The organism is Stenotrophomonas sp. YJH_SMC_122, assembly GCF_059369535.1.
This window is the reverse complement of record NZ_JCAFST010000010.1, coordinates 149,224-166,891: the sequence shown is the minus strand read 5'-3', so window position 1 is coordinate 166,891 and position 17,668 is coordinate 149,224. Positions and strand designations below refer to the sequence as shown.

Annotated in this window: 19 protein-coding genes; 12 read left to right on the top strand and 7 right to left on the bottom strand. The window is 66.7% G+C overall.

The features are described from left to right. The first annotated feature begins 284 nt into the window (after positions 1–284). Positions 285–1,067, top strand: coding sequence for a 3-hydroxybutyrate dehydrogenase (locus AC5P66_RS14630; RefSeq protein WP_495216453.1), 783 nt, complete (start codon positions 285–287; stop codon positions 1,065–1,067). Here AC5P66_RS14630 and AC5P66_RS14625 read toward each other — a convergent pair. After that, positions 1,064–1,435 carry a DUF4180 domain-containing protein gene (locus AC5P66_RS14625; protein ID WP_448140975.1) on the bottom strand — a complete coding sequence of 124 codons (372 nt, stop codon included), beginning with the start codon at positions 1,433–1,435 and terminating at the stop codon, positions 1,064–1,066. The genes AC5P66_RS14630 and AC5P66_RS14625 overlap by 4 nt on opposite strands. A 143-nt stretch (positions 1,436–1,578) precedes the next feature. Here AC5P66_RS14625 and AC5P66_RS14620 point away from each other — a divergent pair, with 143 nt between their 5' ends. Continuing rightward, complete coding sequence (locus tag AC5P66_RS14620) at positions 1,579–2,856, top strand: alpha/beta hydrolase family protein (protein ID WP_495216452.1); 1,278 nt, start codon at positions 1,579–1,581, stop codon at positions 2,854–2,856. A gap of 62 nt (positions 2,857–2,918) precedes the next feature. Here AC5P66_RS14620 and AC5P66_RS14615 read toward each other — a convergent pair whose 3' ends face one another. Genes AC5P66_RS14615 through AC5P66_RS14605 form a run of 3 tightly spaced genes read right to left on the bottom strand, consistent with a single transcriptional unit; the run spans position 2,919 to position 4,161 of the window. After that, positions 2,919–3,377: an SRPBCC family protein gene (locus AC5P66_RS14615; protein WP_065177483.1), complete on the bottom strand. Its 459-nt coding sequence runs from the start codon at positions 3,375–3,377 to the stop codon at positions 2,919–2,921. 2 nt (positions 3,378–3,379) lie between these two features. Continuing rightward, the gene (locus AC5P66_RS14610) at positions 3,380–3,694 is read right to left on the bottom strand and encodes an ArsR/SmtB family transcription factor (RefSeq protein WP_005416268.1); all 315 of its coding nucleotides are present in this window, start codon (positions 3,692–3,694) and stop codon (positions 3,380–3,382) included. An 11-nt stretch (positions 3,695–3,705) separates the two neighbouring features. Next, a complete protein-coding gene (locus AC5P66_RS14605) occupies positions 3,706–4,161 on the bottom strand; it encodes an SRPBCC family protein (protein ID WP_049413858.1) in 456 nt (151 codons plus the stop codon). Between the two features lie 233 nt (positions 4,162–4,394). Between AC5P66_RS14605 and AC5P66_RS14600 the strand changes: the two genes are divergently transcribed. Together AC5P66_RS14600 and AC5P66_RS14595 are read left to right on the top strand one after the other, a co-directional pair. Continuing rightward, positions 4,395–4,982 (top strand): TetR/AcrR family transcriptional regulator, encoded by a 588-nt coding sequence (locus AC5P66_RS14600; RefSeq protein WP_099495141.1) that lies wholly within the window; start codon positions 4,395–4,397, stop codon positions 4,980–4,982. A gap of 92 nt (positions 4,983–5,074) precedes the next feature. Continuing rightward, positions 5,075–5,575 carry a hypothetical protein gene (locus tag AC5P66_RS14595; RefSeq protein ID WP_049413855.1) on the top strand — a complete coding sequence of 167 codons (501 nt, stop codon included), beginning with the start codon at positions 5,075–5,077 and terminating at the stop codon, positions 5,573–5,575. Positions 5,576–5,586: 11 nt separating this feature from the next. Here AC5P66_RS14595 and AC5P66_RS14590 read toward each other — a convergent pair whose 3' ends face one another. The 3 genes from AC5P66_RS14590 to ftrA form a co-directional block, all read right to left on the bottom strand. Beyond that, the gene (locus AC5P66_RS14590; RefSeq protein ID WP_049413853.1) at positions 5,587–6,054 is read right to left on the bottom strand and encodes a chemotaxis protein CheW; all 468 of its coding nucleotides are present in this window, start codon (positions 6,052–6,054) and stop codon (positions 5,587–5,589) included. A 107-nt stretch (positions 6,055–6,161) separates the two neighbouring features. Further along, positions 6,162–6,596, bottom strand: a complete 435-nt coding sequence (locus tag AC5P66_RS14585) for a BLUF domain-containing protein (protein WP_049438695.1) — start codon at positions 6,594–6,596, stop codon at positions 6,162–6,164. A 94-nt stretch (positions 6,597–6,690) separates the two neighbouring features. Continuing rightward, entirely contained in the window at positions 6,691–7,692 is a 1,002-nt protein-coding gene (gene ftrA, locus AC5P66_RS14580; RefSeq protein WP_099487385.1) for a transcriptional regulator FtrA, read from the bottom strand. Between the two features lie 337 nt (positions 7,693–8,029). On the opposite strand from ftrA, the gene AC5P66_RS14575 reads away from it, so the two are divergent. The 8 genes from AC5P66_RS14575 (at position 8,030) to AC5P66_RS14540 (ending at position 17,660) form a co-directional block, all read left to right on the top strand. Continuing rightward, complete coding sequence (locus AC5P66_RS14575) at positions 8,030–10,606, top strand: TonB-dependent receptor plug domain-containing protein (RefSeq protein ID WP_099495143.1); 2,577 nt, start codon at positions 8,030–8,032, stop codon at positions 10,604–10,606. 81 nt (positions 10,607–10,687) lie between these two features. Then, positions 10,688–11,269: an FMN reductase gene (gene msuE / locus AC5P66_RS14570; protein ID WP_099495144.1), complete on the top strand. Its 582-nt coding sequence runs from the start codon at positions 10,688–10,690 to the stop codon at positions 11,267–11,269. Positions 11,270–11,425: 156 nt separating this feature from the next. Next, the gene (locus tag AC5P66_RS14565) at positions 11,426–11,788 is read left to right on the top strand and encodes a DUF3088 family protein (protein WP_099495145.1); all 363 of its coding nucleotides are present in this window, start codon (positions 11,426–11,428) and stop codon (positions 11,786–11,788) included. 14 nt (positions 11,789–11,802) lie between these two features. Further along, on the top strand, positions 11,803–12,780 hold the full coding sequence (locus AC5P66_RS14560) for an MsnO8 family LLM class oxidoreductase (protein ID WP_099495146.1): 978 nt from the start codon (positions 11,803–11,805) through the stop codon (positions 12,778–12,780). Between the two features lie 18 nt (positions 12,781–12,798). Beyond that, complete coding sequence (locus tag AC5P66_RS14555; protein ID WP_111096166.1) at positions 12,799–14,142, top strand: LLM class flavin-dependent oxidoreductase; 1,344 nt, start codon at positions 12,799–12,801, stop codon at positions 14,140–14,142. A 4-nt stretch (positions 14,143–14,146) separates the two neighbouring features. Next, positions 14,147–15,367 (top strand): M20 aminoacylase family protein, encoded by a 1,221-nt coding sequence (locus tag AC5P66_RS14550; protein WP_099495148.1) that lies wholly within the window; start codon positions 14,147–14,149, stop codon positions 15,365–15,367. Then, positions 15,364–15,918, top strand: coding sequence for a GNAT family N-acetyltransferase (locus AC5P66_RS14545; RefSeq protein ID WP_099495149.1), 555 nt, complete (start codon positions 15,364–15,366; stop codon positions 15,916–15,918). The genes AC5P66_RS14550 and AC5P66_RS14545 overlap by 4 nt, the downstream gene beginning before the upstream one ends. Further along, complete coding sequence (locus tag AC5P66_RS14540) at positions 15,915–17,660, top strand: amino acid ABC transporter permease/ATP-binding protein (protein ID WP_495216451.1); 1,746 nt, start codon at positions 15,915–15,917, stop codon at positions 17,658–17,660. Before AC5P66_RS14545 ends, AC5P66_RS14540 begins: the two co-directional genes overlap by 4 nt. Positions 17,661–17,668: the final 8 nt, after the last annotated feature.

Below are 17,668 nucleotides of genomic sequence, written 5' to 3'. Positions count from 1 at the left end.
CGGTTGGAGGTGGGGGGAGTAGAACGGCCGCAGAAGCTATTTTCGGACGTGTTCGATCCGCCGGGCAAAGCATGGATGCATTGCGCTTGTGGGAGTCGGACAGTATCGCCAGCAGGCCACGGCTGCGCCCCCTCTGAGGTGTACCGTCCGTTTTGAATGAACGCTGGACACTTCCCTCGGCGGATGCCCAACGCGTTCTAACCGTTGATTGACCAAGGTAGCGTCGCTTAAAGGGGGCACCGGTGAAGCTACACTGACCACCTACGCCCGATGGAAGCTCGCCCATGTTCTCTGGAAAGGTTGCGGTGGTCACCGGCTCCACCAGCGGTATCGGTCTTGGCATCGCCACCGCGCTGGCGCGGCAAGGTGCCGACATCGTGCTGAATGGCTTCGGCGACGCGGCGGAAATCAGAAAAATTCGTTCCCGGTTGGAAACCGAGTTCAGCGTACGGGTGACGCATGATGGCGCCGATCTGTCGCGGGGTGCAGCGGTGCGCGGGATGATCGACCACGTTGTGGCGACGATGGGGCGCATCGATATCCTGGTGAACAACGCGGGCATCCAGCACACCGCATCGATCGAGGAATTCCCGGTCGAGAAGTGGGATGCGATCCTGGCGCTGAACCTGTCGGCGGTGTTCCATGCAACGGCGGCGGCCTTGCCTCATATGAAGCAGCAGGGCGCTGGTCGCATCATCAGCATCGCGTCGGTACACGGCCTGGTGGGCTCGGTGAACAAGTCGGCCTATGTGGCGGCCAAGCATGGCGTGGTGGGCTTCACCAAGGTGACCGCGCTGGAGAATGCGGGCACCGGCATCACCGCCAATGCCATCTGCCCGGGCTGGGTGCGAACGGCGCTGGTCGAGCAGCAGATCACCGCGTTGGCGGAGAAGGAAGGCACGGATCAGGAGTCCGCCGCCCGCGCGCTGCTGGCCGAGAAGCAGCCTTCGCTGCAGTTCGTGACGCCCGAGCAACTGGGCGAGATGGTGGTGTTCCTGGCTTCGGACGCGGCGGCACAGATCACCGGCACGGCGCTGCCGGTGGATGGGGGCTGGACGGCGCGCTAGCTGGCCGACACGGGAAGACGTGCCAACAGTGCGTCCCAATCGGCGACAAAGCAGCCGTTGCGGCCGCGGTTGCACTCGGTGATCCATGCATCCAGCGACGCGCTTTGTGCGCGGTAGGCGCTGACGTCGCCCAGTACGGCGAAGCGCAGGCGGTAGTTCACCAGCATCTGCAGCCACTGCCCGGCCATGCCGGAGCGCAGCTCGAAGAAGTCCGCCGAAAGGCGTTGCACCGGCACGGCAATCCACTCGGCCTGGTGCCCAAGGGCATCGCCGACCAGGTCGCGTAGGGCGCCGGCATCGAGCATCGGCCCCTGCGGGTCGACGCGCAGGATGCGGGTGGTGCCGATGTGTTCCAAGTGTGGGTGCATGGCGCTCTGAAGTCCGTATCGTCCTTCCAGTATGGCCATGGAAGAGGGCGACGGCGAGCGGTTGCAGCATGAATCTGGCGAACGAACGCGCTAGGCTGCGCCCGGCGCCTGCGCGACGCGGGTTCACTGCAATGGGGACGGGCATGGAAGGGTGGAAGAGTCGTTCGTTGTTGAGCGCGGTGCTGGTGTGTTCAGGTCTTCCGGCAGCAGCCGCCGACTTATGCACGGCCAGTGCCTACGGTGACGGCCAGGGCAGCATCGTGGTGCTGGGCGCACCCGCTGCCGTGCCGGCCACGGGGCAGCGTTATCTGATGCTGGACGGGCGACGTGGCGCCACCGGCGATGCCAACGCACCGGTGAGCTGCAGCGGCGACGTGGTCAGCTTCAGGTCGCCTGCGGGGGCCACGCAGCGCTGGCAGCGCCTGCCGACCCGTGATACCGATGCAACTTTCATCAGTGCGGGGACCAAGCTGGTCGGGCAGTTGATCGAACCGGCCGGCCCGGCCGACCCCAAGCGGCCGTTGGTGGTGCTGGTGCACGGCTCGGAACGCACGATGGCGGTGGCGGCGATCTACCAGCGCATGCTGGTGGCCCAGGGCATTTCGGTGTTCGCCTACCAGAAGCGTGGCACCGGCGATTCGGAAGGCGAGTACACGCAGAACTTCGAGCTGTTGGCTGACGATGCGGCGGCGGCGCTGGCGAAGGCACGTGAACTGGCGAAAGGCCGCTTCGGCCGTGCCGGCTACTTCGGCGGCAGCCAGGGCGGTTGGATCGCGCCATTGGCGGCGACACGCTCGCAGGCGGATTTCGTGGCGATCGGGTTCGGGCTGGTGGTGTCGCCCATCGAGGAGGACCGCGAGCAGTTGTTCGACGAGGCGCAGCGCCTGCAACTGGATGCGACGGCCATGAAGCAGGTCGGCCAGCTGTCGGACGCCACGGCGCAGCTGATGCGCACGCATTTCAGTGAAGGTTTCGAGGCGCTGGCCAAGGTGCGTGCGGAGATCGGTGACGCGCCATGGGCGAAGACGATCAACGGCGAATACAGCGGTGACATGCTGCGCATGAGCGACGCCGACCTGCGCCGGATCGGTCGCGCGCGCTTCGACAACCTGGAGCTGATCTGGGACTACGACGCCGAGGCCGCGCTGCGGCGACTGAAGGTGCCGTTGCTGTGGGTGCTGGCCGAACAGGACCGGGCCGCACCGATTGCGGCCACCCGCAGCATCCTGTCGCGCCTGCGCGCGTCGGGGCAGCCGATCGAGACGTACCTGTTCCCGGATACCGATCACGGCATGGTCGAGTTCCGCACCGATGCCGAGGGCAACCGCGTGTTGACGCGGATCACCGACGGCTATCTGCGCCTGCTGGCTGATTGGATCAAGCAGGATGTGCACGGGCAATACGGGCGCGCGCGCAAGTGAGCGATTGAGCAGATAGGGAGCGCTGGCGGCGGATGGCGCTCCGCCGCCGAGTGCGGCACGACTCAGCTCGGCTTCGCAAACACATCCAACCCCTTGCCTGTCTCCAACAGCGACTTCAGGCTGGACAGCACGATCGGCCAGCCCTGGCGGATGCCGGTGTCCATGCCACTGCCGGGTTCAAGCTCGTCGTGGGTAACCGTCAGCCGCACCATGTCCTGGTAGGGCACGATCTCGAAGGTTACCCGGCTGTAGGCGTCCGGGTTGTCGGCCTGCGAGGCGGCGGCCCAGGTGATGACCAGCCGCGAGGGCGGGGTGCTTTCCACCACTTCGCCGACCAGCTCGACAGAGCGCGTTTCGTTTGCGCGCACGTGCTGCCAGCGCGAGCCGGGTTTCCAGTCTGAGACGTTCTCATGGCCCCAGTAGCGGCGGGCGATCTCGGGGCGGGTGATGGCCTCGAACACCTTCTGCGGCGTGGAGGCGATATAGATCACGTGGATGAAGCGGGTAGTCTCTGCGGACATCGTCATTCTCCTTCCAGTTCGCGTTTCAGGTCATGCAGCAGGCTCAGGCGCTGCTGCTCGAACTTGCGTACCCAGCGCTCGTAGACTTCATGCAGCGGCACCGGGTTGATGAAGTGCAGCTTCTCGCGGCCACGGCGCACGGTGCTGATCAGGTTGGCGTCTTCCAGCAGGCCGAGGTGCTGGGTGACCGATTGCCGGGCCATGTCCAGGTGCTCGCACAGCTGGCCCAGGGTCTGGCCGTTGTCTTCGCAGAGCAGGTCCAGCAGCGTCCTGCGCGTAGGGTCGGCCAGGGCCTTGAACACCTTGTCTGCATTCATGCGGGACGTCTTCAGTTCCAGTTGTCGATCCTGACGTCGTGCGGGTTGGGTTGGCCCTTGCCCGTCTCCAGCAGTGCCTTCAGGCTCATCAGGAACACCGCCCACTTGGTGCTGCAGTGGGAGGTGAACTCGACGCGTTCCTTCCAGCCTTCGTGGGTGAACAGCACGATGCAGTAGTCGCCTTCCTGCTTCAGCGCGAAGCGCACGTGGGTACCGATCCATTCGGCAGGACCGGCGAGGAACTGCCAGAGCACGCGCTCGCCGGGAATGAGCTGTTCCAGCTTCATTTCCATGGCGCCGATTTCCTGGCCGTTGTTGGTGAAACGCACCTTGACGGTGCCGCCGACGTTGCGGTCGCCGTGGGTGTCTTCAGCCCACCAGGCCGCCACGCCTTCGGGGGTGGCCAACGCCTGGTACACCTGGCTTACGGGGGCCTTGATGCCGACCCGGTGTGCGATATCCACCACTGCAGGTTCCTCGCGTGGGCAGGCAGGTGCCGCCCTTGGATGGACTATATGCAGGTAAATGCCTGCATGTCAAATCCCGCCACGAATGCCCGGGTTTGGTAGTGCCGGCCGCTGGCCGGCATCCCGGTGGAGTGAGGGGCGTGCAGTTGCCGGCTAGCGGCCGGCACTACCAGATGCTGCTGAGCTCGCAGCGGGGAGTTGACAGCGGGCCAACCTACTAGTAGGTTGGCGGCATGAAAGAGTCGCTCTCGCCCAAGGCTGAGGAAATCCTGGCCCACGCCCGTGCGCTGCTGGAAGCCGGTGGCTACAACGGCTTCAGCTACGCCGACGTGTCGGCGCGGGTGAACATCAGCAAGGCCAGCATCCATCACCACTTCCCCAGCAAGGCGGACCTGGTGCGCACGGTGGTTGAGCTGTACCGGGCCGAGGCGCGCGAGGGCCTGGCGCTGCTGGATCGCCAGCTCGACGACCCGCTGCAGGAACTCAACGCGTATGTGGAGTACTGGTCCAGCTGTATTGCCGGGGGGACGTCTTCGTTCTGCATCTGCGCGATGCTGGCGGCAGAGGCGCCGATGATTCCTGCGGAGATTGCCGATGAAGTGCGCGGGCATTTCGAGGATCTGAGCGGCTGGCTGACGGTGACGCTGGAGAAGGGCGCGGCGCAAGGCCAGTTGCGCCTGCAGGGTTCAGCGGCGGACGAGGCCAAAGCCTTCATGTCATCGGTGCATGGCGCGATGCTGGCCGCGCGCGGTTTCGGTGACGCGGCGACCTTCGCTGCGCTGGCACGGCTGGCCATCGCGCGGGTGAGCGCGGCGACCTGAGCGATGTGTGGTGGGCCTGCGGCGACGCGGGCCTTCTTTTTGAGTCCAATGCCTACCTACTAGTAGGTTCATACTGTCCCGGAGATATCCCCATGTCGCACCCTCTGTCCACGCTTGGCGTGATCCATACCGCTGTCAGCCTGATCCCGGTGTTGAGCGGCCTGTATGCCTTCATCCGCCACCGCGCAATCGATCCCGCCACGCGCGCGGGCAAGCTGTACCTGGCCGGACTGGTACTGTCGGTGGCCACCTCGTTCACGGTCTCCAGCACCGGGGGGCTCAATCCGGGCCACGCGTTCGGGGTGGTCGTGCTGCTGGTGGCATTCGGCGGCGTGCTGGCCGCTCGGCTGCGCTGGCTGGGGCGCGCCGCGCGCTACCTGTCGACCTTCGCACTGTCGTTCAGCTTCCTGCTGTCGCTGGTGCCGGGCGTCAATGAAACGCTGACCCGCCTGCCGGCCACGCACCCGATTGCGGCGGCGCCGATGGCCCCGGTGGTGCTGCACACGCTGCTGGGATTGGCGGTGGTGTTTGTGATCGGCTTCGCCGCGCAGTGCTGGAGGCTGCGAAACCGTGGCTTGGCAGGACGATCCTGAGACGCCGCCGGTCACCCCTGCGTCGCAAGTGCGCCCAGCAGTGCCACCGGTTCGATCAGTGCAGCCGAGCGCGCCGGGTCAAGTCGAATGTGCCCGCCGCAGAAGCCGAACGATCGGCCTGCGGCACGCTCGGGGACGCGTGCGGTCGCGTCGGGCGCCTCGATCTCCAGCACTTCGTCCACGGCCAGCGCCAGTGTTGCGGTGCCGGCGTTGATCAACAGCATGGCCGGGCTGCCACCCTCGAATGCCGGTTGGCCGGTCATGCGGCGCAGGTCGACGACGGGTAACGGTTGCCCACGGACCTCCAGGGTCGGTCTGCCATGGTGGTCTGCAGGGCCGAATCTCTCCGGACCGCGAATCTCGACCGCAGCCTGGATGTCGATGGCGAACAGGGCGGTGCCTGCACGCACGACGATGATCTCGAACAGGTCGGCAGGCGATGCGCGTGTTTCCGTTGCAGGGTGGGCGGGTACGGGCATGCGATGGGCGTGGCGCAGACGATGGGAAGGGGAATCTGGATGATGACGCCTGAACGCAACGCGCGGCCGCGTCGGCGTGCGCGTGCAAGGCGACGGTTCAGTGTGTATCAGGCGTTTGCGCGTGTCGCGCCGACGGTGCCGACGCGTGGAAAATGCGGACGCAGCAGGCCGACGAGCTGGTCCATGCCCGGGATGGCGTGGCCGAACTCGTCCCAGCGCGCATTCACCAGGCCGGATACCACGATCTGTCCGGTCTCGATGCAGGTCATCGCCCAGTAGGGTACGGCGCGTGCGCCGATTGCCATGTCCAGCACGGGGGCGATGGCGGCGTGCGAACGGCTGTCCTGGATACGGCGCCTGACCGCCGCCAGGCCGTCGGGCGGGCCTTCGATGTATTGGAAAAACCGCTGCCCGTCGACGATCAGCGCACCGGTAATGTCCACCCGGCGATTGAACGCGGCAGATTGCGAGATGATCTGGCGGAGGGCTTGATTGGACAGCCCAGCCGACATGCGGCTGGAGTAAGCAAATGCATGGAGCATGGAAGGGGCTTCTTGTGACGCACGTCACTATACGCACGCAAGCCCGCACCGTCGTGAGGCTTTGCTCACGCCACGCCTGGCACAGCGCACCGGGTCAACAGCCCACCAGGCGGTCGGCACCGAGACCGCTGCGGTGCTGGTTGCGGTACTCGGCAGGACTGGCGTCGACCTGGCCGCGGAAGTGCCGGCGGAACGACTCCTGCGAACCAAAGCCGGCCTGCTCGGCAATCCACTGCAGTGGCCGATCAGTGGTTTCCAGCAGCTCGCGGGCGAACGCAACGCGCTCGCGGATCAGCCAGTCGATCGGCGAAAGGCCGGTGGCCTCCAGGAACTGCCGCTGCAGGGTGCGCTGGCTGAGGGCCGCCTGCTCGGCGAGGCTGCCGAGCGAGTGCGGCTCGCGCAGGTTGCGGCGCATCCATTCCATCAGTTTCGCCAGCCGCGTGGGCTCGCCGTTGGGAATGGCACGGCTGACGCGCTGGCTGCGCCCGGCGTCGCGCCACGGCGCCAGCACCAGCCGTTCGGCAACCAGGTTGGCCACGCGCGCGCCGTAATCCTTGCGCACCATGTGCAGCATCATGTCCATGCCGGTGGCCGAGCCGGCCGAAGTGATGATGCTGCCGGTATCCACGTACAGCACATCCTCGCGGACGTCGATGCGCGGGAAGTCGCGTGCGAGTGCTTCGGTGAGGCGCCAGTGCGTGGTGGCCTGGCGGCCATCGAGCAGCCCGGCCCAGGCCAGCACGAAGGCGCCGGAGCAGATCGAGGTGATGCGCGCGCCACGGGCATGCGCACGGACGAGTGCATCGAGCAGCGCCTGTGGCGGGCGTTCGCTGGGCTCGCGCCAGCCGGGGATGACGATGATGTCGGCGTCATCGACCGTGCTGAGATCGTAGGGCAGCTGCACCTGCGCATTACCGAGCATGCGCAGCGCGCCGGGCTCGCCTGCGCACAGCTGGGTGCGGTACCAGGCCACGCCGAGTTCCGGCCGCACCGGCGCGAACAGGCCAACCGCGCAGCCGAACTCGAACAGCCCCTGGCCGTGGCAGGCAACGATGGCGACGAGCGGTGCGCTGGGATCGGCGGGTGGGCTGGGCATGGCTTGATGCTACGGGTGGCGGTGCGTGGCGCTGAGTGCTGCGCGGGCATGAGGTGATGCCGGGCAGGCATATGGAGCGGTCGCTCCCTTCCTGTAGACCCGCGCCCACGCTCGGCTCAGTGCCTGCGGGGGGATGCATCTGACGCCGTCGCGAAGAGCAGCCGAGCGTGGGCTCGGCCCTGCAGGCAGCAGCGCACCGGTGCGGCCGTCTAACGTCATTACCAGCGGTCATGTGGGTGGCCGGATGTTACGGCAGGGTGACGCGATCCCGCCTGTTGCCGCGGGTGAACAGGCCCTTGAATGGAAGCGTGTTTCCGGCCCACTCCCACGAGCCCCCATGCCTGCTGCCCATGCCCCTGTGCTGAACACTCTCGCCGTCCTGATCGCCACCGTTCTGGCCGCATCGCCTGGCCACGCGGCTGAAGCCGATGCCGATCCCGCTGCGACCGCCGCGACAGCCAACGTGGCTGCGTCCACGCTGGATGCGGTGGTCGTTACCGGGTCGCGCACCAGCACGCGCACGGTGAAGAACAGCTCCACACCGATCGATGTGATTTCCGCAGAGGATCTTGCTGCAACCGGCCAGGGCAACCTGCTGGAAGCATTGCAGCGCAGCCTGCCGTCGCTGAGCCAGATCGGTGGCTACCAGAGCGACCAGGAGAGCCTGATCCGTGGCTACCAGCTGCGCAATCTGTCGCCGGGTTACACGCTGGTGCTGGTGAACGGCAAGCGCCGCAATGCCAGTGCCTATGTGAGCGGTGCCAACGGCGGCGGCTTCCCGGGCCATGCTTGGGCCGACCTGGCGCTGATTCCGGTCTCGGCCATCGACCATGTGGAAGTGCTGCGCGATGGCGCGTCGGCCATCTATGGTTCGGACGCGATCACCGGCGTGGTCAACGTGATCCTGAAGTCGCAGGCGCACGGTGGCGAGCTCGCCGTGGAAAGCGGGCAGAGCATTGATGGCGATGGCTCGCGCACCAGCGTGCGTGCCAACGTGGGTCTGCCGTGGGGCGCCGATGGCTTCGTCAACCTGTCTGGCGAGACCACGCGGCAGCACCACGCGATCCGTACCCGCCGTTACATCGATGGCTATCTGAGCTATCCGGCGGTGGATGCCAACGGTAACCTGGTCGCACTGCGTCCGAACAACCGGTTGCCGGCCGGCGCATCGCCGAACCCGGCCGAGGCCAGCCGCGATGCCGAGGCCAACACCATCCTCAGTTCGCCATCGTATGCGTTGAAGGCGTTTGCGGTGAACGTGGGCCATGGCCTGGGCGACAGCGCGCAGTTCTACGCCAATGCCACCGCCAGTGATCGCACCGCGCAGGCGATCCAGAACTTCCGCCTGCCGGCGACCATCTTCACCACCTACAAGGCGCCGGGCGTGCTGAGCGTATTTCCCGATGGCTTCCTGCCGGTGCTGGAAACCAAGGAGAAGCAGTACACAGGTACTACAGGTGTGAAAGGCCAGATCGTAGGTTGGGACTACGACGCCAGCCTGACCGGCAACCGCAGCACGGTGCGCACGTATACCCGCAATTCGGTGAACTACTCGCTGCCGTACCCCGGTTCGCCCACCGATTTCTATGATGGCAAGCTGGACTACCAGCAGGGCATCGCCAACCTGGACCTGCGACGTGGCTTCGAGGTGGCGGCATTCGCTTCGCCGCTGGAAGTGAGCGCCGGCGCCGAGTACCAGCATGAACAGTACGAGCGCGGGGCAGGGCAGTGGGAGTCGTACACCGGCTTCGGTGCCGCCGCCTTCGTCGGCTATTCGACTGCCGATGCGGTGAAGGCTACTCGCAACAGCAAGGCAGTGTACGTGGGTGCGGCCACCAACATCACCTCGCGCTGGTACCTGGATGCCGCCGCGCGCTGGGAAGACCATTCCGACTTCGGCAGCGTTTCCACCGGTCGCCTGACCACGCGCTTCGACTTCACTGACGCGCTGGGTGTGCGCGCCACGGCCAGCAACGGCTTCCATGCCCCCAGCCTGGGCGCGCAGTTCTACCAGGCCACCGGCAGCTGCCCGTGCGGGACCACGCTGGTGGCGCAGGTGTCTTCGCCGGCGGCGATTGCGTTGGGTGCCACACCGCTGAAGCCGGAAAAGGCCACCAACTACAGCCTGGGCGTGACCTGGGATCCGAGCCCGGCGTTCCACTTGGCAGTGGATGCGTACCAGATCGACATCCGTGGCCAGCTCGGCCAGTCCAGCCAGGTCGGCTACAACGCGCAGGATCCAGCGCGCATCACCGACAACAGCGGCACGGTGCTGACTGCGGCGCAGAAGAACACCATCGATGCGCTGCTGGGTTCGGCCGGCATCAGCATCCTCCCGGGGGATGCGTTCTACGCCAGCTACTTCACCAATGTGGGCAATACCCGCACCCGCGGTGTCGAGCTGACCCTGGAAGCGAACCAGGAAACGGCGTGGGGCAAGCTGCGCTGGAGCTACGCGGCCAACGTCGGCCGCACCACGATCCGGAAGGTCAGTGATATTCCGGCGGCGCTGCAGGGGCTGCCCAACATCAACCTGCTGACCAAGAGCAGCGAGTACGCGCTGCGCTTCCGCACGCCCCGCTATACGCAGGTGGCCGGGCTGGGCTGGCAGAACGGGCGCTGGCGCTCGAATGTCGACTTCACCTACTACGGCCCGATCAAGCGCCTGAACAACGGCGTGGAGTACAAGCAGCCGCCGGTGCTGGTGACCAACCTGTCCGGTGGCGTGGAACTGGGTGCGGGCTGGAGCGCGGCGCTGGGCATCAACAACGTGTTCGACAAGCGCACCCGCAGGGTGCCGGAGTACGCGCGCAGTGCTACCGATGTGGCCAGCATCGACACGACGTGGGATTCGGGGGACGTGCTGAGCCGGATCGGGACGTTCTGGTACGGGCGGATCAATTACCGGTTCTGATGTGGAGCAGCCGAGCATGACTCGGCTCTACAAAACGCGAAAGGCGGCCGGACAGGGTCCGCCATCATCGAGGAGCAGTTCATGTCTTCTGCATTGAGGGTGGTTGCAGTGGTGGGGTCACCGACCAGCTCGGCGACGTCGCGCACGTTGCTGCTGGTGCGGCATCTGTTGGCGTCGCTGCAGCAGCGGGTGCACGCCAGCGTGGAGCTGGTGGAGCTGGCGCCGATCGCGCGCTCAGTGGGGCAGTCGCTGTCGCGCAGTGAAGTGGAGCCGGCGGTGGAACAGGCGCTGCAGACCATCGAGACCGCCGAACTGCTGGTGGTCGCCGCGCCGGTGCATCGCGGTTCGTACCCAGGGCTGTTCAAGCACCTGGTCGACTTCATCGAGCTGGAGGCGCTGGTGGATACACCGGTGCTGCTGGCGGCGACCGGTGGCAGCGAGCGTCATGCACTGGTGATCGACCACCAGTTGCGGCCATTGTTCAGTTTCCTGCAGGCCCACACGCTGCCGATCGGGGTGTATGCCACACCGGCTGACTTCGATGGCGAGCACATCAACAGTGCAGCGTTGCAGGCCCGCATCGCGCTGGCGACCGAGCGGGCGGCCGGGCATCTGGCTACGCAGGCGCTGGCAGCACCTGCGCCGCTGCGACGCATCGCCTGATGCCATAACCGGCGGCGCTTTGCTTATGGCCAAGGCGCATCTGCGTGGCCGGATCTGACCGCCGATTGTCGCCTGGCACCGCCACCGCAAGCACCGGCATCCCTAGCATCGAAATCGAAGCGGCACCGCATTGCCGGCCCAGATGAGGACCCCCCAATGACGCTCGACGCAGCAAGCAAACCCATCCTGTTCCTGCTCGACCGCGAGTTCGAGGATGGCCAGATTCCTGGCCAGCGCTTCTTCTGCCGGCACAGCCTGCTGCTGGAAGGGGCGCTGTCGAGCATCGACGGCCTCGACGCGCAGCTGGACGTACGTCGCATCGGCTTCGAACGGCCGCGTCGCGAGGTGATCGCGGAGATTGGCGAGCAGGACCAGTCGCTGCCGAAGCTGGTGCTGCCGCAGGGCGTGCACAGCGCGCTGGCCAGTGGTGCCCACCAGGATCGCCAGTACGTTTCCGGTGCCGAGCCGATCCTGGCGGCGCTGAACGGATTGCTTGGCATCCCCGTGGCCCATCCCTGAGCGAGGACACGACCATGAGCTATCTGATCAGCGTCCTGGACAAGAGCCCGGTGGCCGAAGGCGCCTCGCCAGAGCAGGCGCTGCGCAACAGCCTGCAGTTGGCGCAGCGCGCCGAGCAGCTGGGCTATCACCGGTACTGGTTCGCCGAGCATCATGCCGCTCCGGCGCTTGCCAGCCCGGCGCCGGAAGTGCTGGCGGCCTGGGTGCTGGCGCAGACCCGGCGCATCCGCATCGGCAGTGGCGGGGTGATGCTGCGCCACTATGCGCCGTACAAGGTTGCAGAGAACTTCAACCTGCTGGCGGCGTTGGCGCCGGGGCGCGTGGATCTGGGCGTGGGCAAGGCGCCCGGTGGCCTGCCGGCATCGACCGCCGCGCTGGCGGCGGGGCGCCCGGCGTTCGCAGATTTCGACCAGCAGCTGCGCGACCTGGAGGGCTATCTGTCCGATGCCGCATCCGACGCGCTGGCGCGCCCGATTCCACAGCAGGCGCCGGAGCGCTTCCTGCTCGGTGCCAGCCCACAGAGCGCGAAGCAAGCAGCCGAACTGGGCTGGCGCTTCGTGTATGCCGCGCACTTCGATGGCGAGCCGAAGCACATCGAGGCCGCGTTCGATGCCTATCGCAGTGCCGCTACGCAGCCCCCGCTGCTGGCCACGGTGGCCTTCGCCGCACCTACGGCCGAAGCGGCTGCGCGGCATATCGGTGCGCTGCGCGTCTACAAGCTGCACCTTGGTCCCGGGCAGGCGGTGAACCTGCCCAGCCCCGAGGCGGCTGCCGAGTATGCGCGCCAGGTGGGCGTGGCCGACTTCCGCATCGAGGAAACGCGCCCCAGCGTGCTGTCCGGTGATGCGCAGCACGTACGCGGCGAACTGGACGCGCTGCACCGGCGTTTCGGCGTAGGCGAGTTCATTCTCGACGCGCCGGTGGCCGACCTCGACGCACGCCTGACATCCCTCGAACTGGTGTCGCCCGCGCCGCGCGCGGCGGTGGCCTGACCTGCAGGAGCGATTCCCATGAGCACGACCCCCCGCCACATTCCGTTCGGCATCATGCTGCAGGGTCCCGGTAGCCACATGCATGCCTGGAAGCATCCGTCCAATCCGGCTGATGCCAGCGTCAACCTGCAGTTCTACATCGACATCGCGCGCACCGCCGAGGACAACGGCATCGCTTTCGGCTTCGTGGCCGACGGGTTGTATATCAACGAGAAGTCGATCCCGCATTTCCTCAACCGTTTCGAGCCGATCTCGCTGCTGTCCGCGCTGGCCACGGCAACGAAGAAGATCGGCCTGGCCGGGACGCTGTCGACCTCCTACAGCGATCCGTTCACCGTGGCCCGCCAGTTCGCCTCGCTGGACCTGCTCAGCGGCGGCCGCGCCGGCTGGAACGTGGTGACCTCGCCACTGGAAGGTTCCGGCCGCAACTACGGCCGCCCCCATCCGGAGCATGCGCTGCGCTACCAGATCGCCGACGAATACCTGGAGGTGGTGCAGGGGTTGTGGGATTCGTGGGATGACGACGCGTTCGTGCGCGAGCGCGACAGCGGCACGTTCTTCGCACCGGAAAAATTCCGCCGGCTCGACCACAAAGGCCGCTTCTTCCAGGTGGAAGGGCCGCTCAACATCCAGCGTTCGCCACAGGGCCAACCGGTGATCTTCCAGGCCGGTTCGTCCGACGATGGCATCGCGCTGGCCGGCAAGTATGCCGACGCGGTGTTTACCCATTCGCCGTCGCTGGAAGAAACCCGCGCGTTCACCCAGAAGGTGAAGAACTCGGCGATCGCGCATGGCCGTAGCGGCAACGACGTGAAGATCTTCCCGGGCATCGGCCCCATCGTCGGCCGTACCGCCGAGGAGGCTGAAGCCAAGTACCAGGCGATTGCCGCGCTGGCCACGCTGGAGGATGCGCTGGCCTATCTCGGCCGCTTCTTCGACCACCATGATTTCAGCCAGTACGACCCGGATGCTGCCTTCCCGGAGCTGGGTGGAATCGGCAGCAACTCGTTCCGTTCCACCACCGATCGCATCAAGCAGGATGCGCGAGAAAAGGGGCTGAGCCTGCGCCAGGTGGCATTGGAGGCGGTGAGCCCGCGACCGGACTTCATCGGTACGCCGGAGCACGTGGCCGATGAGTTGATCCGCTGGTTCGATGCTGGTGCCAGCGACGGCTTCATCCTGGGCTTTGCCGCGCAGCGCGAGGGCCTGGACGATTTCGTGACCCAGGTACTGCCGATCCTGCAGGCGCGCGGCTACCACCAGCGCGAGTTGGAAGGGCAGACCCTGCGCGACCATCTGGGCCTGCCGTACAAGGCCAGCCGCTATGCGACCGATGCCGAACCGGCACGGAAGGCAGGATAAGGCGATGAGCGGAGAAACCGCGGTAGCGCCGGGCCACGCCGGGCGGACTTCCCCAACCAGCGGCATATTGCCGGAGATCGCGGCACGCGCCGAGGCCACCATCGCGATCCGCCATGACCTGCACCGCCACCCGGAGCTGGCCTTCGAGGAGCACCGCACCAGCGCCCGTGTGGCCGAGTTGCTGCAGCAGTGGGGCTATGAGGTGACCACCGGTCTCGGCGGCACCGGCGTGGTCGGCACGTTGCAGCGCGGGCAGGGCAGTCGTTGCCTTGGCCTGCGTGCGGACATCGATGCGCTGCCGATTCACGAGGACTCGGGCCTGGCCTACGCCAGCCAGACCCAGGGCCTGATGCATGCCTGCGGCCACGATGGGCATACCGCCATCCTGCTGTCCGCCGCGCATTACCTGGCCCATCACGGTAATATCGACGGCACCCTGCAGCTGGTATTCCAGCCTGCAGAGGAGACGGGTTCGGGCGCATCGAAGATGATTGCCGACGGCCTGTTCGAGCGCTTCCCGGTGGATGCGATCTATGGGCTGCACAACTGGCCGGGCGTGCCGGTGGGTCACTTCGGCTTCGTCGATGGCCCGGCGATGGCGTCGGTCGACTGGGCGCGGCTGAAGGTGATCGGCAAGGGCGGCCACGGTGCCGAGCCGCAGGGCAGCGTGGACCCGATCCTGGCGGCGGCGCATATCGTCACCGCATTGCAGAGTGTGGTGTCGCGCAATGTCGACCCGCGGCAGATGGGCGTGGTTACCGTTGGCTCGATTCACGGCGGGCAGGCCGCCAACGTGATTCCGGACGTGGTCGAGCTGAAGCTGACCGTGCGCGCCTATCTGCCGGAAGTGCGCGACACGCTGCGGCGGCGGGTCACTGAACTTGCCGAGCAGACCGCCGCCGCGTTCGGCGCGCGCGCCGAGATCGAGTTCCCGCGCGGTTTTCCCAGTGTGATCAATCACCCGCAGCAGACCGCCTACATCCGCGAAGTAGCGGTGCAGGGCTTCGGTGCCGAACAGATCGTTCCCGAGTTTGCGCCGCGCACGGCCAGCGAGGATTTCGCGTTCCTGCTGCAGGCGCGGCCGGGCAGTTTCGTGTTCGTCGGCAACGGTGACAGTGCACCGCTGCACAGCCCGCGCTATGTGTTCAACGACGCGGCCATTGCCCCCGCCGCCAGCCTGTGGGCGCGACTGGCCGAAGATTACCTGGTGAAGGACGCGACATGAGCCACGACGAACGCTTCCTCTATACCTCGGTCGATGACCCGCTGGCGCGGCCGCTGTTCGATGGCCTGGAGCAGGAATACGACAGTCGCTACGCCGATGTGCGCCGACGCATCGGCGGCAGCGCCCGCGAGGAACTGCAGCGCTACCCGGCGCAGGCATTTGCCGCGCCGGTAGGGGCGTTTGTGCTGCTGCTGCGCGAAGGTGTGGCGATCTCTGGCGGTGCCTTCATGCCGCACCGCGATCCCGACACCGCCGAATTCAAGCGCATCTGGACGCTGCCGGGGGTGCGCCGCCAGGGCATTGCGCGGCGTGTGCTTCAGGAACTGGAAGAGCAGGCGGCACGCCAGGGCTATCGGCGCGTGTTCCTGACCACCGGCTTCCGCCAGCCCGAGGCGGTCGGCCTTTACCTCAGCCATGGCTACACCGCGCTGTTCGATCTGGATGCCGATCCGGAAGCCGTCGCGCATCTGCCCTTCGAGAAGCACCTTGGGCAACCGGCGCCAGTGCTTTCGCCATCGCAGGCCGTGCTGCACGGGGCCCATGCATCATGAGTACACCGTCGTCTGCGCTTGAGGGAATCACTGCGCGTCCTGCGCCAACGCCCGAATTGAAGATCGTGCCGGCCCGGCATCCACTGCAGGGGGTTGGTACGGTGCTGGCGCTCGCGCTGATCCTGATCGGCCTTCAATCAGTCCTTGGCAATCCACGTTGGGGCTGGGGCACTTTTGCCGAGTGGTTCTTCGCACGCCCGGTGCTGGAAGGCCTGGGCCGGACGCTGCTGCTGACCGCACTCGGCACCGGCCTCGGTTTTGCGCTGGGCACCTTGCTGGCGCTGGCCCGCGTCTCCGGTTCGCCGCTGCTGTCGGCGGTGTCGTGGGGCTACGTGTGGCTGTTCCGCTCGATCCCGCTGCTGGTGCTGTTGCTGCTGCTGAACAACCTGGGCTACCTGTACAGCACCATCGAGCTGGGCGTGCCGTTCACCGGCATCAACCTGTTCTCGTACCCGACCACGCAGCTGATCGGTGTGTTTACTGCCGCGGTGCTGGGCCTGACCCTGAACCAGGCCGCGTTCTCGGCCGAAGTGATCCGGGGCGGCATTCTGTCGGTTGACCACGGCCAGTACGAGGCCGCCGCCGCGCTGGGCCTGCCGCGGGGCCGCCAGGTGCGCCGCATCATCCTGCCGCAGGCGATGCGCTCGATCCTGCCGGCCGCGTTCAACGATGTGATCGGCCTGGCCAAGAGCACTTCGGTGGTCTACGTGCTGGCGTTGCCGGAGCTGTTCTACACCGTGCAGGTGATCTACCGCCGTAACCTGGAAGTGGTGCCGCTGCTGATGGTGGCCACGGTCTGGTACCTGGTGATCCTGACCGTACTTTCACTGCTGCAGCGGCGCGTGGAGCAGCGCTTCGCGCGCGGCCAGCTGCAGCGCGAGCGCTCGGCATCGCGCGTGTCATCGCCGCTGCGCGTGCACAGCGATGCTGCGCCGCGCTTGATCCACCGACCGCGCATCGCCACCCAGGTCGAATCGGGCGAGGGCGCGGCGCTATCGCTGCATGGCGTGAGCAAGGCGTTTGGCGACCAGCCGGTGCTGGAGGATGTGGATTTGGACCTGCGCGCCGGCAGCGTGACGGTGTTGATCGGCCCATCGGGCGCCGGCAAGTCCACGCTGCTGCGGCTGATCAACCACCTGGAGCGTGCCGACAGCGGCTACGTGACCGTCGGCGGCCAGCTGATCGGCTACCGCCGTGACGGTGACACCCTGTACGAACTGCCCGAGCGTGAGATCCGCCGTCGGCGTGCCGAGGTGGGCATGGTGTTCCAGGGCTTCAATCTGTTCCCGCACCTGACCGCATTGGAGAACATCATCGAGGCACCGATCGCGGTGCGTGGCGTGCCACGTGCGCAGGCCGAACAACAGGCGCGCACGCTGCTGGAGCGGGTCGGTCTGGCCGACAGGGCCGATGCGTTCCCGCGCCAGCTGTCCGGTGGCCAGCAGCAGCGCATCGCGATTGCCCGCGCGCTGGCGCTGCAGCCGAAGGTGCTGCTGTTCGACGAACCCACCTCTGCGCTGGACCCGGAACTGGTGGCTGAAGTGCTCAGTGTGATCGAGGAGCTGGCCCGCTCCGGCACCACGCTGGTAATTGTCACCCATGAGTTGAGCTTCGCCCGCCGCGTGGCCGACCACGTCGTGATGATGGACCAGGGGCGGGTGATCGAGCAGGGCACGCCCGACGCCGTATTCGAGCGGCCGCGCCAGCAACGCACGGCCGATTTCCTGGCCAGGACCCTGTAACCCCGGAA